Here is a 16,667-nt window from a genome sequence, read left to right as displayed (position 1 = left end):
GGCGGTGGAAGTCACGGGAGCGGCTCCTTTGCTGGGCTTGTCTCCGGGGTGTCGTCGAGTGTGTCGGAGTTGTCGCTGGTGGATTCGGTGACGGGCAGGGTCTCGCCACGGAAGAAGGCGGGGTGGAGGACACGGGTCCAGACCATCAGGACCACACCGATGAGCAGGACACCGACGCCGAGGATGAAGACCATCCCGATGCCGGCGATCGAGTTCCCGGAACCGTAGTCCGGGTCGAGGGAGTCGACCGCGGTCTGCACGAACATCACGAGCAGAACGACGCCGCCGATGAGCGGGAAGAGGAAGCGGAAGATAGTGGTCCGGGCGGAAATGAACAGTTCCTTGCGGAAGTACCAGACGCAGGCCAGAGCGGTGATGCCGTAGTAGAAGCAGATCATCAGCCCCAGTGCCGTGATCGTGTCCCAGAGGGCGTTCTCACTGATCAGTCGGGTGATGGTGTAGAACGCTCCTGCGGCGACGGCGGAGGTCACCGTGGCGACGGACGGGGTGCGGAACCGCGGGCTGATCTTCGCGAAGACCGGAGGCAGTGCCTGGTAGTAGCCCATGGCCAGGAGTGTGCGGGACGGGGAGATCATCGTCGAGTTAAGTGAGGAGAACGACGAGGTCAGTACGGTGATCGACATGAGGATCGCGAACGGTCCCATGATGGGGGAGGCCAGGGCGGCGAACAGGGACTCCTGGTTGGCCGGGTTACCTGCACCCAGGCCTTCGGAGCCGGCACCGGCCCAGGCGACCACGCCGACGGCGCAGAGTGTGTAGATCGCGATGATGATGACCACGGTGATGGTGGACGCCCGGCTGGCGGTCGTCTTCGGGTCCTTGGTCTCCTCATTCATGGTCAACGTGGTGTCCCAGCCCCAGAACATGAAGATGGAGAGCGAGATACCGGCAGCGATCACGGAGAAGCTCTCGATGCCGGCCGGGTTGAACCACTCGAGGCTGATTGGTGTGGGGTCGAAGGAACTGCCGTTGTTCGCCTGCACGATCGCGGAGACGGCGAAGGCGGTGAGCACCACGAGCTGGATCGCCACGAGGATGTACTGGACCATCTTCGTCGACCCCAGCCCCCGGTAGGAGACCCAGGCGGCGATCGCGATGAAGACCAGCGTGGTCGGGATGTTGACCCAGAGGTTCCGGGTGAGGTCGGCGATGTCCTGGTTGTCGAATATCTGGCCGAGCAGGATGTAGAGGAAGTCCACGGCGACGGCGGCCAAGTTCGACAGGACGATGACGGTCGCTGCGATAAGGCCCCATCCTCCCATCCATCCGACCCACGGTGAGAAAGCTTTTGTGGCCCAGGTGAAGGACGTACCAGAGTCCGGGAAGCGGGAGTTCAGCTCGCGGTATCCGAAAGCCACCAGGAGCATCGGGAGGAAACCGAGGATCAGGATCGCGGGGACATGGGCACCGACTTCGGCGATGGTCGGGCCCAGACCTGAGGTCAGGGTGTAGGCGGGTGCGATGCAGCCCACGCCGATGACGACGGTACCCAGGACGCCGATCTGGCCTTTGGCGAGGCCTTTGTCACTGGGGACGGTACTGGCCGTCGTTCCGGTGCCGGTGGTGTGTGAGGTCATGGTGTCAGCCTCCGGTTCGGGGTCGGTGGCGTGGTCCGGTTCATGGAAGGAATAGCCGGACGGGATGACGATCACCGGCACTGGTGCGACCCGCAGCATCTTCGTGGCGGTGGAACCCAGGAACATGCGGCCGTGACTGGCCAGACGGGACGAGGCGACGAGGACGATCTCGTCGTCGTGCCAGTTGAGTTCGGCCATCGCGGCGGGGACGTCTCGTCCGGTGGCGATGTGTGTTGTCGCCCGGCCGGCTTCGACGAGCTCGGTGGCGTCCTCGGCCAGACGCTTGGTGGCGTAGGTCTCGAGGTCCTGGAGGACATCGGTGGTCACCTCCGACTCGTCCTGCGGCACGGTTTTGTCGCTGACATCGAGAGTCACCAGGGACACCAGGCGTAGCGGAATCCCACGGTTGCGGGCCGTGATGATGGATTCGCCGATGAGGTCGGTGGCGCCGCGACGGGGTCCGAACATGGCGGTGACATGTCCGAGGGGGCCGGGGTGGTCGTATCCGGCGGGTGCCAGGGCGACCGGCACGTGGGACGCATGGAGCAGGTGGGAGGCCATCGTGCCCAGCCGGTGGCGACGGAGCAGCCCACCCGGTCGTGATCCGGTGACGATGATTCCCCCGCCCAGTTGCCGTGCCGCGTCGAGGAGCCCTTCCGGTGCGGACTGGCCTGGGACGAGGTGGGTTGAGCACCGGATGTCCTCGGGGACGGTCAGCGCGGCCTCGTCGAGCCAGGTCTGCAGCTGGCGGTCCCGGATCCGGCCGTAGCTCTGGTCGAAAGGCTGGGCGGCGGTGAAAACGTCATCCTCGGGGGCGACCATCACCAGGTACAGGTGGGCGTCACGTTCTCTCGCGATGGCGATACCGAGGCGCAGGGCGTCCCGTCCCGTTGACGTCGCACTGTAACCGACGACGATGCGCGCAGTGGTCATGGCTCAGAGCCCCTCGATGATGTTGTTGGCCACGGCCTCGCCCTGACGGACGGCGCCGTCGACATGCTGGTAGCCTTCGGCGGCGATGTCGGAGCACGCGTAGTGGATCGGGCCGGTCGGCTGATTCTGCAGGTGGCCCCACCGGTGGAGCCCGCCCAGGTCGTAGCTGGTGGCGTAGGCGCCCCGGGTCCACTCCTCGGCAGCCATGTCCGACAGGTAGAAGGCGATGGGGTTCTTGGTCTCCGGGCCGAGGTAGTCAGCCATCGCGGAGAGGATGGCTTCCTTACGCTCGGCCTCGGGCAGTGCCCACATCTTCTCCGCGTAGACGTCGGAGATGAAGCCGACCAGGGTGCCGTTGGCGTCCTCGACGGGCTGTCCGTTCTGCCACTGGACGTTGGTGTTGTCGTAGACCTCCTGGACCAGGCGTCCGCCACCGAAGGACGTGCCGGAGAGGCCCTTGTCGCGCCAGAAGGGGGTTTCGTAGACCGCGTGGATCTTTATCACCAGGCCCATGGAGATGTGCTGATGCGCGATGTGCTGTTCGCGGGGCATCGGGGGGACGAACTGGATGCGGTTGTAGAGGTTCGGGGGGACAGCCAGCACCACGTTCCTGGCATGCACGGTGACGCTGTCGGACACGGCAGTGACAGCGCCCGGGGCGCCGTTGTCCGAGACGCCGTTACGGACGTCCGCGGGGATCCCGTTTGCCTCGTCGGCGGTCGTCGGGTCGACGTCGGCCCAGGTCAGTTCCCGCACAGGCGAAGAGAGGACGATGTCTCCGCCGAGTTCACGGATCTTGTCGGCGAGATTGAGCGAGACGGACTGCATGCCACCGACCACGCGCTTGTCGAGGATGAAATCCTCATCCACCAGATTGGAGAAGGATCCGGCGGAGGCGGCCATCAGAACGGCCTGCAGCGTGGAGAACGCGTAGGACGGTTTGGTCAGCATGCCGGAGGCGACGTAGATCGACACGTTGTCGATGGCTTCCTGGTCGTCGCTGTGCTGGGAGAGCCAGTCGCGGAAGGGGACGGTGTCGAGTTCTGCGGCCCGCTCGGCGGCCCAGGGTGTTTCGGCCCCGACCTCGTCGGCGAGATCGTCCATCAGGGCGATGAGTTTGTTCATCTCGGCCTCCGTCTCGGCCGAGCACGGGAGGCGGTCACCTTCGTAGGTGTGACGGGAGCCGTCCGGTGAGACGTAGACGGACTTGCCCTCGCGGTAGCGCTGGTAGGTCTCGAGGCCGAGTTCCTCGACCATCTCGATCAGTCGGGTCTGATCGGGGGAGATCCACTGTCCGCCGATCTCGATGAAGTGCGGGTTGCCGTCTCCGTCGACCGCGGTTCCGTTCCAGGTGCGCCCGCCGACGCGGTCGCGGGCCTCGAGGACGGTGACGGACTTGCCGGCCTTGGCCAGGGTGTAGGCGGCGGTGAGACCAGCGGGGCCTGCTCCGATGACGACGACGTCGCGGTCGTGAGTGGTGGTGGTCATGTTTGTGTCCTCCTTGTTAAATGAACCACATTCGTTTATCGTGACCGTACATCCGCAGCGGCGGGAACGCCAGGTTTCGGCCGAGAAAATATTGCGACACGACGGGGTGCGGGCCGCCTGTGATTCACTGGAGTAGCGCACCACCTGCGCTGATGTGATTCATCCCACTCATGTAAATTATTTGTGACATTCGCGTCCGGTTGTCTCGGAGGCGGCGGATACAGCGGTTGGAGAGGCCCGGATAGTTGTGACGGAGAGTCGAACGGATCACAGGAGGGGGCGGCGTGCCGGACGTCCGACGGCACCGGTGCTCGACCGAGAGCGGATCGCCGACGCCGCACTGATCCTTGTCACCGAGGAAGGGCAGGCGCGTCTCACGATGAAGCGCCTGGCGGATCGTCTAGGGGTGTCGGTCTCCGCTCTCTACAATCACATCGCCAACAAGGCGGACCTGTTGCTGCTGGTGGAGGATGCGGTGATGTCCCGGGTGGATGCGTCCGCGCTCGGGGAGCTCGTCGTCGCGCAGAACCCCGGCACGTCATTGCCGGACGCACTGCGGTTCTGGGGGCGGTCGTACCGGGACGTCTTCGCGGCGTACCCGGAGCTGGTACCTCTTATTGCCACGATGCCGGTCTCCGGTGCCCCTGCCACCCGGCGGATGTACGAAACAGTATCGGCCGGGTTGATCGCGGCCGGTGTGCCGCGGGCACAGGTGGTGACCGTGATCGTCTCCTTCGAGTCGTTCCTGTACGGTTCGGCGATGGATGCGAACGCTCCGACGGAGATTTTCTCCTCGGCACCGGAGGAGTCGGACGCGCCGACATTCCAGGCGGCGGTCGATGCGTTCACGGCGCGGGTCTCGGATGCCCCGTCCGGGACGGCGAACCCCTACGCCGACGATCCCTTCGAGTGGGGACTGCAGGCACTCGTGGAGCGAACGGTGGAGATCGCCCAGTGATCCGCGAATCTCATAGCGGATCGCGACCTTCCCGGCGGGGATGTGCTTGACTACGAGGATCTCCACTGAATCTGTGGTCAGGCACGAAAGGACGAGGAGAATAACGATGCATTCCCCGTCCCATGGGGGTGAGTTCATCACCGAGACGTATCTCGACGAGCTCGGTCTCAGCGGGCGTCAACTCGCGGCAGCCTTGGGTGCCGCACTGTCCACGGTGTCACACCGGATTCTCCGGACAGCCGCACCATCGGAGATTCCTCGTAAGTAGTACCGCTCACCGGCGCGTCACCGACACCAGCAGCAGCTCGGCACGGACGACCGGATCGTCCAGGTCCACTTCGCAGACTCGGGCGATGCGGTCGAGGCGTGAGCGCACCGTGTGGCGGTGGACCCCCAGAATCTCTGCGGTTGTCGCCACCCGGCACCCGCTGCGCAACCATGTCGCCAGCGTGGCCTGCAGCCCGTCCTCGGCCGAGGCCAGACGGTCGATGGTCTCCGCGGCCCGCTGGTCCAGAGCGGCCCGGACGTCCGGCTGTTCCAGCCAGTCCGTCCCCGCCTCGTACGGGCCGACGTGGGTTCCCGGAGCCAGCGTCCGTGCGGCTGTCTCCAGACGCTGCACACGCTCCAGGGTCACATTGCTCCATGACATGGGTTCCCCGACCGCGATGCGTACCCGGGACGCACTGTCGCCGAAACTTGCTGCGATGGCGTCCACCGCCCGCGCCCCCCGGAACAGAAACAGCGCGCTCGCGGTATCCAGGGACGTGCCCGGCAGGTCGGTGACGAAGAGGTGGCGGCCGGTGCGGGACGCTGCCCGGTCCGCTGCGGTGACGGCCCGGTCCAGGTCGGCGCGGCGGTCCGTCGCCACGACCGTCGGGCGGACCAGCCCTTCGCCGTCCGATGCTTCATCAAGTACCCGTCCCATCGACTGGTCCCCGCCGTCCAACCCCAGCAACAGCTGGAGAGCCAGGGAGTTCAGTTCGGTGCGGCTGCGGCGCAGGTATGCGGGACGCTGGAGCAGGATGTCCGCGAGACCGGCAGCATGCTTGATGACCGACCTGTCGTGTGGACTGAACGGATGGCCGGCCACCATGGTGATCAGATGGAACCGGGATCCCTGCGGGGTCATACGTTGGGTGATTCGCCACAGCCCGTCTGAATCGTCGGCACCACTGGCGCGTTGTCCACGGGCGACGGCCACCGCCGACCACCCCGTACGGTCGTGACTCCCGTGCAGTCGGCCGTCACTGTCCGTGACTGCCACGGCAGCGTCCAGCTGGCGGGCGGCGGTCGTCAGGAGCTCGTCGAGGCCGCCACGTACGGCGGCGGCGCTCAGTTTCTCCTGGGCGACAACCAACCCCTCCTGTTCGCGGCGGCTGCGGCGGGCGCGCTCCTCCGTCACGGTGTTGAGGATCGAGATGAACGCCGTGTGGCGTGGGACCTCGAACACGGCGATGCCGCACCGTCGCGCCGCCTGGACCAGCGAGTCCGGGACCGTGGGGAAGAACAGTCCGGTCCCGAAACCGATCGCAGTCACCCCGGCTTGGGCGAGACGATCGACGTAGGCCGGGAACGGATCGTCGTCCCGATCGTCGTCTGCCGACCGGGGAGAAGCTTCCCGGGCGAGCGCCACGCCGACGGTCAGGACCACCGCCCGGGGTTGCAGGAATTCCCGGGGATCGGTGAGCTCGGTCGGCTGAATGACCGAGAACACCGCCTCTGGGTCGCCTGTACCAGTCACCGGTCGAAGGTCCAGCGTCCGCTGGGCACGGAGCCACCGTAGGGGGATGTCATCGTCCATGGCCCAAATGTACATTGTCGCGAAAGAAGTTCGCCTCGTTGTCCATGTCGCCGAGATCACGGTGCAGCGCATAATGGCACCCACGAACACCGGAAGACCGATCCCGAACAGAACGACAAGGAGAATCCCGATGAAGGACCTCAACTACCGCCTCCCGCAGGAACGCACACTCGTCACCTCCGGACCCGGCCCCGAGAGCACGGCCCTGGCCGCACGCCGGGACGCCGTCGTCCCCCGGGCGGTGACCCCGAACCTCCCGCATTACATCGTCGATGCGGACGGTGGAGTCCTCGTCGACGCTGACGGAAACTCTTTCGTCGACTTCGCCTCCGGTATCGCCGTCACGACGGTCGGCGCATCCAACCAGGCGGTGGTCGACGCGGTCAGTGACGCTGCCTCGCATTTCACCCACACCTGTTTCATGATCTCGCCCTACGAGTCCTACATCCGCATCGCCGAGAAGCTGGCCGAGATCACCCCGGGTGACCACGAGAAGCGCACCGTGCTGTTCAACTCCGGCTCGGAAGCTGTGGAGAACGCCGTCAAGATCGCCCGCAGCTACACCGGACGCAACGGTGTCGCCGTCTTCGACCGGGCCTACCACGGTCGTACCAATCTGACGATGGCCATGACCGCGAAGAACATGCCCTACAAGTCCGGCTTCGGGCCGTTCGCCTCCGAGGTCTACCGCGCACCGGTGTCCTACCCGCTGCGCGACGGACTGTCCGGCCAGGACGCCGCCGAGCGGGCGATCACTGCTCTCGAACAGCAGGTCGGTGCATCCAACCTGGCGTGTGTCGTCATTGAGCCGATCCAGGGAGAGGGTGGGTTCATCGATCCCGCTGAGGGCTTCCTGCCCGCCCTCGCCGACTGGTGCCGCGACAACGACGTCGTCTTCGTGGCCGACGAGATCCAGGCCGGCCTGTGCCGCACCGGCGACTGGTTCGCCTCCGACCATGAGAATGTCGTCCCGGACCTCGTCACCATCGCCAAGGGCGTGGCCGGTGGTATGCCGCTGTCAGCGGTGGTCGGACGCTCCGAGATCATGGACGCACCGCACCCCGGTGGCCTCGGCGGCACCTACGGTGGCAATCCCGTCGCCTGCGCCGCAGCACTCGCAGCCGTCGACCAGATGGAGACCCTCGACCTGAACGGCCGGGCGCGGGAGATCGAGTCGATCGTCCGTGAGGTCCTTGAACCGCTGGTCGGCGCCGAGACCGGGCTCGCCGAGGTCCGGGGACGAGGTGCGATGATCGCTCTCGAGTTCACCGATGCCGACGGGCGTCCGGACGCCGCCACCACCAAGGCTGTGGCCGACGCCTGCAAGAAGCAGGGCGTGCTCATCCTGACCTGCGGAATGGACGGCAATGTCGTCCGGCTGCTTCCGCCGCTGGTGATCACTGAAGACCTGCTCAGGGATGGTCTCGGCGTACTCGCCGACGCGATCCGCGATAACGGTGTAGGCAAGTAGACGAGAGAAACAGGAGGAACAACCGCCATGACCAACCGCACACTCCCGTCCGACCTGACCGACCTGCTCGCCGCCCAGGTGGGCGAGGTCGACAGCACTTTCGATGTCGAGGACCCCGCCACCGGCGAGGTGCTCGTCACCGTGCCCGACCGTTCTGCCGATGACGCGCTCGACGCTCTCGGCCGGGCCGTGGACGCCCAGAAGATCTGGGAGAACGTCCCCCCGCAGCGCCGGTCGGATGTCATCACGCGCGTCTTCGACATCATCAACGAGCGCGCCGAAGACTTCGCCACCACCATGACCCTGGAGATGGGCAAGCCCCTCGCCGAGGCTCGCGGTGAGGTCACCTACGGCAACAGCTACTTCCGGTGGTTCGCCGGGGAAGCCGTCCGCATCCCGGGACGGTTCACCCAGGCCCCCGCCGGCAACGGACACATCCTCGTCTCCAAGCATCCGGTGGGACCGGTTCTCGCGATCACCCCGTGGAACTTCCCGCTGGCGATGGCCACCCGCAAGATAGCCCCGGCCCTGGCTGCAGGTTGCCCTGTGGTGGTCAAGCCGGCGAAGGAGACCCCGTTGACGATGATTCTCGTCGGCGAGGTCATCCGGCAGGCGCTCGACGAGGTCAGTGATGAGTTCGGGGACCTCTCCGGCCTGGTCACCATCGTCCCGTCGACCCACTCCGGTGCGATCTCCGAGACGCTGATGGCCGATGACCGGCTGCGCAAGGTGACCTTCACCGGCTCCACGCCGGTCGGGGCGACGCTGGTCCGCCAGTCCGCCGACCAGCTGTTGCGCACGTCGATGGAACTCGGCGGAAACGCGCCCTTCGTTATCGCCGCCGATGCTGATCTCGACCTCGCCCTGTCCGGGGCGATGGCGGCGAAGATGCGCAACGGTGGTGAGGCTTGCATCGCCGCGAACCGTTTCCTCGTCGACGCGTCCGTTGCCGAGGAGTTCACGCAGCGCCTCACCGAGTCGATGTCGCAGGTCACCATGGGGCATGGCATGGACGAGGGCACCACCCTCGGCCCGATGATCACCGCCAAGCAGCGTGACGGAATCGCCGAACTCGTCTCTGAGGCCGTCGAGGCCGGCGCGACGGTCACCACCGGCGGCGAGGTGCCGGACGGCCCGGGTCACTTCTACCCGGCGACCGTTCTGAAGGACGTCCCGAAGGACGCCCGGATCCTCCGCGAGGAGATCTTCGGTCCCGTCGCCACGGTCACCACCTTCGACGGCCTGGAGGAGGGCGTGGCGATGGCCAACGACACAGAGTTCGGCCTGGCCGCCTACGGTTTCGCCAGCTCGCTGGAGAATGCCCAGTATCTGGCCGCGAACCTCGAAGCCGGCATGGTCGGCATCAACCGTGGTGCGATCTCTGATGCCGCGGCGCCTTTCGGCGGCGTGAAGCAGTCCGGCTTCGGACGGGAAGGCGGCAGTGAGGGCATCGAGGAGTACCTGGAGGCGCGGTACATCGCGCTGAACTGAGGTACGCGCGGGACGTGCGCCATCGGACTCGGAAACCGTCCCTGCCGATGCCAGAGGCGCGCCAGCACAAGACCGGGCCTGGGGGCCGTGAGTTGATCTGACTCGCGGCCTCCGGGCCCGGTTCTCGTGTTTGGTGAACGGTGGACCCTCATCGGTTAGGGACGAGGAATTATTGCTCACTAAGCGTTTATTCGCTAAGATACTTTGCGACCACCACCCGACGGAGAGAGTAACCATGTCTGACGTGTCCACCGACCACCCGTACAGCCCCGCGAAACGGGCGGGCGATCACATCTACGTGTCCGGGGCATTGTCAGTCGATGCTGACTACCGCCCGGTTCCAGGCCGCAGAGACTCGCTGGACGCTGCGTTGCAGCGCATGACAGAGCGATTGGCCACTGCTGGTGGGCGCCCTGATGACGTTGTGAAACTGACCTATTACGTCACTGACCTGTCGCTCCGGGAAGAGGCCAACCAGCAGTTCCGCGAGAACTTCGCTGCGACTGGGGCTGCCAGGACCTTCCTCGAGGTCTCCAGGCTTCCTTACGGTGCCTCCGTCGAGATTGATGCTATCGCCGTGACATCGGAAGGCGGCGAATGAAGTCCGAGAGGGCAGTGGACTATGTCGATCACATTGTCGACCAGTGGGGTGTTGTCGACCCCGACCTGGACGTCAGTCCTCTCGAAGTATTCGGCCGTCTGCACCGGACCTACCTGCTTTACAGCCACATCATCAGTGAGACGTTCGAAGAGTACGGCATCAACCAGGCTGGTTTTGATGTTCTGGCGTCCCTGAAGAGGGCAGGGAAGGGGGCTTCTCTCACACCGTCGCAACTGTCGGAACAGGCGTTGGTCACTTCTGGTGGGGTTTCCCTGCGGCTCAATCGGCTCGAGGATGCGGGGCTCGTGGAGAGGATACGCGGCCGTAAAGACCGCCGAGCCGTGAGTGTGCGACTCACCGAGTCGGGCGAGGAACTGATTGCACGGGTGTCACGCCGACATTTCGCCAGGGAGGCGGAACTGCTTGAGGGGCTGGACAGCGTAGACCGCCAGCAGCTGGCCGAACTGCTCCGCAAACTCTTTGTATCGCTTGACAGTGACGGGGAGGATCAGTCGGGCTGAGCTTTCCCCCGTAGCCTACGTGGTCGTCATATGACCGTTCGGACGCTGCATCGTGAATTTCTGCGCACTGTCGAGACCGAAGTAGTCACCCGGTCCACCCGCACGTAGGACGGGTTTTGCCAGCGCGGTCTGGTAGATCCCATCGACGAGTAGCTCCCGGGCGATGTGGACGCCGACGACTTCGCCGAAGACTACGCGGGTCTCCGTGACTGTGCCGGTCAGAGTCTGGAGGGGGACGACCTGTGTGGTCCGGCATTCGAAGACTACAGGGGACTCGGTGACGTGGGGTGCACGCACGATGCGTGAGGTACCGGGCGTGAGTCCGGACAATGTGAATTCATCGACTTCCCGAGGAACTGGTGCCGAGGTGGCGTTCATTGCCGAGGCAAGACCGTCCGTCACGAGGTTCCAGCAAAACTCTCCCGTGGCTTCCGCATTGGCGAGGGTGTCTTTAGGGCCGTTGCTCGCGAAGCCAATGATCGGCGGCTCGTAGTTGAAAGCATTGAAGAAGCTGAATGGCGCGAGGTTGAGGACGCCATCCGTCGATTGGCTGGAAATCCAGCCGATCGGACGCGGCGCGATGATCGCATTGAAAGGCGAGTGGGGGAGCCCGGTGCCGGATCCAGGCTCATAAAAATGGGTGTCACGGACCGCGTCGGTCGAGCTGTCTGTCATCGCCTGCGCTTTCGTTGTCGATGCTGAACACCTGATGCCCCTACACCGGCAAAAGCGTCAGCTGAGTTTATGTATGTCGGCAGCCGCATTCTACATCCCCGTGTTCGGGGGTACGGCTAACTGCTGTGACGCCTGCGAGTTGGCATATTCCCAGTTCAGTGAGTGTGAATCTGATGCCGTTCTGATGGGCGAGGTCTGATCGGGGGTGGATGACGGGGGTGAGTTCCGGTATCGCATCAAATATTTCTTTTCGGTTAACATCTTAGCGCTGAACAGTGCTTCTTAGGGGGAGCTGACCCTAAGAAGGTGATTCTGACGGGCGGATATCTCGTCGCACCTATTGAGTGCCGTCAGTCACATCAATAACATTGCGCAAAATAGTAAAGCGGTAAGTAATCAAGCGGATGTAAGAGGAGCTGACCACGTGACCACCACAACCGAGAGGACGAGCCAGGAGGCGGTCCGAGGGACACAGCCCCCCACAGCTCCGCTCGTCACCGACGCGTTCCGGCTGGGCGGTGACTGGGTCACCGGCGACGGCGGTTCGTTCACGGTCATTGACCCAGCTACGGGGCAGGCCGTACAGACGATCCACCAGATCTCGGCGGACCAGGCCACGCAGGCCATTGATGCAGCTTCTGAGGCCTTCCTGTACTCCGGGTGGAAGGACTTGTTGCCGCATGAGCGCGGTGGCTATCTCCGCACGATCGCGGACCTGATGGTGGATAACCTGGATCGGTTGGCCACTATCCAGACACTGAATACCGGCAAGACCCTGTCGGAAACCCGCAAGCTCGTTGCGAGTGCTGCCGGTACGTTCCGCTACTACGCGTCGGCTGTGGAATCCCGCGAGGAGCCCGTCACCCCACGACGTGGCCCGTGGCAGACGGTGAGCGTTCTTGAACCACTCGGGGTCGTCGCGGCGATAACCCCCTGGAACTCGCCGGTCGCCTCGGACGCACAGAAGATCGCGCCTGCACTTGCGGCAGGAAACGCTGTCGTCCTCAAGCCAGCTGAGTGGACACCCCTCGTTGCGATGGCGCTGATGGAAATCGTGGTGGAGTCCGGTTTACCTGAAGGATTGGTCACTGTGCTGCCAGGGAAGAGCTCAGTGATCGGTGACGCCATAACCGGCCATCCTGCGATTGCCAAGATCTCTTTCACCGGCGGTACCTCCGCAGGCAAGTTGATCGCTCACCAGGCGGCCGAGCGCCTTATCCCGACGACACTGGAGCTCGGTGGAAAATCCCCGACAATCGTCTGCGAGGATGCGGACATCGAACAAGCCCTCCAAGGTGTACTGTTCGGTATCTTTTCGTCGAGCGGGCAGAGCTGTATCGCGGGATCGCGACTCTTTGTCCACCAGTCCATCTACCGGGGCTTTGTCGACGAACTGGTCCGTCGCGCTCGTGCCCTGCACATTGGCCCGGGAGTCGACCCGGACACGGACGTCGGCCCTCTCGTACACCGTAGACATCGGGAGTCCGTGGCCTGGTACGTGGACAGGGCACGGAGCGAGGGCGGCGCCATCCTGTGCGGCGGGAAAGCCCCTGACGATCCGGCACTTGCCGCCGGTACGTACTACGAACCCACCGTCATCGAGGGACTCGGCAATTCCAGCGCCACCTGCCAGGAGGAAATCTTCGGTCCGGTCCTTGTCTGCCTTCCCTACGAGGGTGACGACGATCTCATCGCTCAAGCCAACGACACCGTTTACGGCCTCGCGGTCGGCATCTGGACGCCCGACTTCCTCCGCGCGCACCGACTCGCTGGCGCGATCGATGCCGGCACGGTCTGGATCAACACCTACAAGCAGTTCAGCATCTCCACCCCGTTCTCCGGGTTCAAGGATTCTGGGCTGGGGGTGGACAAGGGAATGGACGGCCTCGCCGAGTACTCGAAACGGAAGAGTCTCTACTGGGGGCTCGAATCGACCCCCATGACCTGGGGACAGCACTGAGCGACCAATCAGCACAAAAAGGAGACATCATGACCACCGCATATCATCCACCCATCGCGCAGTTGCGAAAGGTCCGCTTCGTGGAGCTGCGCACCAGCGCACTCTCCGACTCCGCCGACTTCTACTCGGGTGCATGGGGACTCGATGTCGTTGAACAGGAGGAGGGAAGCTCCTGGCTCCGGGGCACCGGATCCGAGCACCACATCCTTCAGCTGACCGATGCTCCGAAGAACGGTCTGGGACGTATCTGCTTTGCCGTCGGAACTCCGGCCGAGGTCGACGAAGCTGCCCGCCGTCTCGAAGCGAGGAACATCCCGATCGTCTTCGGCCCCGGCCCTGCGGACAACGCAGGCGCAGGCTACAGCGTCAGTTTCCTTGATCCCGAGGGCCGTCTCATCGAGTTGCTCGCCGATTTCTGGGCGGTGCCGGAGAGGTACACCAGTGACGCGATCCCCAAGAACATCGCGCACGTCGTGCTCAACACCGCGGATATCGACAAATCCGTGGACTTCTACCGCGATGTCCTGGGTATGAGGGTATCCGACTGGTCGGAGCATCAGATGGCCTTCATGCGATGCAACACCGACCATCACTCCATCGCCTTCAATCAGGCGGAGTGGGCGTCCGTCAACCATGTTGCCTACGAGATGCCGACCGTCAACGACTTCATGCGGGGCATCGGCAGGCTTAAGCAGACCGGTATGACCCCACTGTGGGGTCCAGGGAGGCACGGTCCCGGGGACAACACCTTCTCGTACTTCGGTGATCCGGCAGGGCTTGTTTGCGAGTACACCTCTGAGATTGCCCAGGTCGACGAGGACCAGTGGTTGTGCAAGGTGTGGCGCCGGACACCTGAGCTGTCCGACACCTGGGGTACCGCCGGCCCACCGAGCAAAGATGTCCGCTCCCACATGGCCGGCGTCCCCGACGAGGGTTCCTTCCACCTGCTCCCAGCGGACAAAGCCAGTTGACGAAAGGATGACGATGATGACCACACAATCGGGCCCTTCCGTGAGGGAAGGCCCCCTCGGGATCCATCTCACGGAAACCGGTGACGGAATCCCCCTGTTCATGCTCCACGGTATCGGGAGCTCCGGCGACGTGTTCCAGGACCAACTTCCTCTGCTGTCGGATGAACACCGTGTCGTCACCTGGGATGCACCGGGATACGGGCGGTCGGCTGATCCAGACAAGCCCATGACCATGGATGACTTTGCCGATGCCGCTGCCGAGTGCATCAGGGCATGTTTCACCGCTGGCGCTCACGTCGTCGGAATGTCCTGGGGTGGAGTCATCGCCACACGACTCGCACTGCGACATCCTGATCTGGTCCGGGGCCTGATCCTGGGCTCCTCGACGGTCGGTTCCGGAACCAGTGCGGAGCAGGCTGAGAGCATGCGCACGAGGCCCGACGATATCGAGCGCACCGGTGTGGAGGCGTTCGCCCGGCAACGGGCTGTCCGCCTCGTCTCTCCGGAAGCCAGCGAGATGATCAGAAGTCGCGCGGTGTCCCTCATGGCGAATTCGATCCGTCTCCCCGGTTACCGGTATGCCGCCGAATCCATGGCGACGACCGACAACTCCGGCGACCTCGATGGAATCACCAGCCCCACCCTCGTCCTGTGGGGTGAGAAGGACATCGTCACCGGACGGAAGGCGGCGGTCCCGCTCATCGCCGGGATCCCGGGCAGTCGGGGTGGAAATCCGCGACGCCGGACACCTCGCCAACCTCGAAGCCCCGGAGAGCTTCACCACCTGGGTCTCCTCATTCGCTCTTATCGCTGAGCGAATGCGGGAATCCGAAAAATACCGCAAATCAACCCCACTCGCTGCTGCAACTCCGTAACGGCGAACCATCAGAAAGGGCTCAAGACCATGACCTCCACCGCAGAACTCACCTACGACAACTCGAATCTCGAGGAGTTCACTGACTCCCTCGTGCTCACGCGTGATTCCCGCTATGAGGACTGGGACACTCTCAATTTCCAGACGAAGGCGGGTGACCAGTTTGCCCGCGCCCAGATCCGCTACGTCGGCTCCGGTGCCACCGGTAACCACGACACTGACTCCCGGACGATCCAGTCCCGCGGGTTCACTTTCTCGAATATGCTGCTTCCGGCCGGTGCCGAGGGGCCCGAGCACACCCACAATGACGTTGAAGAGGCGTTCTTCGTCCTCGAGGGTGAGGTCGACGTCAGCGTCCATCGCGGGACCGACATCGTGACCCGCACCCTGGGTTACCGGGACATGATCGTCGTCCCTGCAGGTGTGCCCCGCAGCCTCAAGAACAACACCGATAAGCCGGCCCTCTTCTGTGTCATCATCGGTGCACAGAAGCCGGAGATCCCCACGTACCCCGAGACATCCGCAATGTACGGGATCACCAGGGACTGAGAACGATGACGATTCCACGGACACTTCTCGTCACCGGAGCGGGGCGAGGCCTCGGACGGACAATCGCCCTGGATCTCGCCCGGTGCGGCTGGCATCTCTGGGTCGCCGATATACGGCAGGACGCAGTGGAAGACACTGCACGCCGGATTATCAACGCAGGAGGGTCGGCATCCCCAGTGGCCGTGGATATCTCGGACCCGGAGTCGGTCGGGGAACTCGGCAAAGATCTGAAGGAAGCGGGACCACTTCACGGTCTCGTGAATTGCGCGGCACTGGCGGACGGAGTCGGCGGCTCTCCGGTACACGAGATTCCCATCGAAGACTGGGACCGCGTCGTGTCGGTGAACTTACGCGGCACCTTCCTCATGACCAGGACCGTCGCACCGCTGATCATCGAGGCAGGTGGTGGTTCGATCGTCAACATCGGCTCAGACGCGGCAACGAACGGCTCCGCGAATCTCGCACACTACATAGCTTCCAAGGGCGGCCTCGCAGCTCTCACCCGCGCCAGCGCCACCGACCTCGGGCCGTACGGCATCACCGTGAATACCGTCTCGCCGGGGCTCACACACTCGGAGTCTGCTCTGAAGGTGCCGGAAAAGCGTCACGAGGAGTATCGCCGTCAACGTGCACTGCTCCGAGACCAGGAACCCAATGACATCACAGGTGTCGTACGGCTTCTTCTCGATGACCAGGGAAGTTTTATTACCGGCCAGGAAATTCTCGTCAATGGCGGATTTGTCTTCCGCTGAAGCTCCGGCGCTTACCCGAAACAA

At 64.2% G+C, this 16,667-nt stretch carries 15 protein-coding genes; 11 read left to right on the top strand and 4 right to left on the bottom strand.

All coding sequences use genetic code 11. The features are described from left to right. Positions 1-11 precede the first annotated feature (11 nt). Entirely contained in the window at positions 12-2,531 is a 2,520-nt protein-coding gene (locus tag BJF89_RS20065) for an amino acid permease (RefSeq protein WP_083650722.1), read from the bottom strand. 3 nt (positions 2,532-2,534) lie between these two features. Further along, complete coding sequence (locus BJF89_RS12205) at positions 2,535-4,019, bottom strand: NAD(P)/FAD-dependent oxidoreductase (protein ID WP_075815238.1); 1,485 nt, start codon at positions 4,017-4,019, stop codon at positions 2,535-2,537. A gap of 307 nt (positions 4,020-4,326) precedes the next feature. Here BJF89_RS12205 and BJF89_RS12200 point away from each other — a divergent pair, with 307 nt between their 5' ends. Both BJF89_RS12200 and BJF89_RS18285 read left to right on the top strand, forming a co-directional pair. Beyond that, positions 4,327-4,977, top strand: a complete 651-nt coding sequence (locus BJF89_RS12200) for a TetR/AcrR family transcriptional regulator (protein WP_083650721.1) — start codon at positions 4,327-4,329, stop codon at positions 4,975-4,977. 106 nt (positions 4,978-5,083) lie between these two features. After that, entirely contained in the window at positions 5,084-5,245 is a 162-nt protein-coding gene (locus BJF89_RS18285; RefSeq protein WP_187344711.1) for a hypothetical protein, read from the top strand. Positions 5,246-5,251: 6 nt separating this feature from the next. Here the strand turns inward: BJF89_RS18285 and BJF89_RS12195 are convergent, their stop codons facing one another. Continuing rightward, on the bottom strand, positions 5,252-6,778 hold the full coding sequence (locus tag BJF89_RS12195; protein ID WP_083650719.1) for a PucR family transcriptional regulator: 1,527 nt from the start codon (positions 6,776-6,778) through the stop codon (positions 5,252-5,254). Positions 6,779-6,908: 130 nt separating this feature from the next. Here BJF89_RS12195 and gabT point away from each other — a divergent pair, with 130 nt between their 5' ends. From gabT to BJF89_RS12175, 4 genes are all read left to right on the top strand, one after another. After that, entirely contained in the window at positions 6,909-8,249 is a 1,341-nt protein-coding gene (gene gabT, locus BJF89_RS12190) for a 4-aminobutyrate--2-oxoglutarate transaminase (protein WP_075815235.1), read from the top strand. Between the two features lie 27 nt (positions 8,250-8,276). After that, complete coding sequence (locus tag BJF89_RS12185; RefSeq protein ID WP_075815234.1) at positions 8,277-9,740, top strand: NAD-dependent succinate-semialdehyde dehydrogenase; 1,464 nt, start codon at positions 8,277-8,279, stop codon at positions 9,738-9,740. A gap of 235 nt (positions 9,741-9,975) precedes the next feature. Beyond that, entirely contained in the window at positions 9,976-10,341 is a 366-nt protein-coding gene (locus BJF89_RS12180) for a RidA family protein (RefSeq protein ID WP_075815233.1), read from the top strand. After that, the gene (locus tag BJF89_RS12175; RefSeq protein WP_075815232.1) at positions 10,338-10,862 is read left to right on the top strand and encodes a MarR family winged helix-turn-helix transcriptional regulator; all 525 of its coding nucleotides are present in this window, start codon (positions 10,338-10,340) and stop codon (positions 10,860-10,862) included. The genes BJF89_RS12180 and BJF89_RS12175 overlap by 4 nt, the downstream gene beginning before the upstream one ends. 15 nt (positions 10,863-10,877) lie before the next feature. On the opposite strand, the gene BJF89_RS12170 is transcribed toward BJF89_RS12175, so the two are convergent. Beyond that, the gene (locus tag BJF89_RS12170) at positions 10,878-11,537 is read right to left on the bottom strand and encodes a flavin reductase family protein (protein ID WP_075815231.1); all 660 of its coding nucleotides are present in this window, start codon (positions 11,535-11,537) and stop codon (positions 10,878-10,880) included. A 424-nt stretch (positions 11,538-11,961) separates the two neighbouring features. Between BJF89_RS12170 and BJF89_RS12165 the strand changes: the two genes are divergently transcribed. The 5 genes from BJF89_RS12165 (at position 11,962) to BJF89_RS12145 (ending at position 16,643) form a co-directional block, all read left to right on the top strand. Further along, the gene (locus tag BJF89_RS12165; protein ID WP_369803715.1) at positions 11,962-13,497 is read left to right on the top strand and encodes an aldehyde dehydrogenase; all 1,536 of its coding nucleotides are present in this window, start codon (positions 11,962-11,964) and stop codon (positions 13,495-13,497) included. A 29-nt stretch (positions 13,498-13,526) separates the two neighbouring features. Beyond that, positions 13,527-14,468 carry a VOC family protein gene (locus BJF89_RS12160; RefSeq protein ID WP_075815230.1) on the top strand — a complete coding sequence of 314 codons (942 nt, stop codon included), beginning with the start codon at positions 13,527-13,529 and terminating at the stop codon, positions 14,466-14,468. 16 nt (positions 14,469-14,484) lie between these two features. Then, a complete protein-coding gene (locus tag BJF89_RS12155; RefSeq protein ID WP_255372629.1) occupies positions 14,485-15,282 on the top strand; it encodes an alpha/beta fold hydrolase in 798 nt (265 codons plus the stop codon). 90 nt (positions 15,283-15,372) lie between these two features. Continuing rightward, a complete protein-coding gene (locus BJF89_RS12150) occupies positions 15,373-15,891 on the top strand; it encodes a cupin domain-containing protein (protein WP_075815229.1) in 519 nt (172 codons plus the stop codon). 5 nt (positions 15,892-15,896) lie between these two features. Beyond that, complete coding sequence (locus BJF89_RS12145) at positions 15,897-16,643, top strand: SDR family NAD(P)-dependent oxidoreductase (RefSeq protein ID WP_038545553.1); 747 nt, start codon at positions 15,897-15,899, stop codon at positions 16,641-16,643. The last annotated feature ends 24 nt before the right edge of the window (positions 16,644-16,667 follow it).

The organism is Corynebacterium sp. CNJ-954, from assembly GCF_001942345.1.
Taxonomy (GTDB): Bacteria; Actinomycetota; Actinomycetes; order Mycobacteriales; family Mycobacteriaceae; genus Corynebacterium.
The sequence above is the reverse complement of the archived record's forward strand: the minus strand, read 5'-3'. Positions and strand labels throughout refer to the sequence as shown.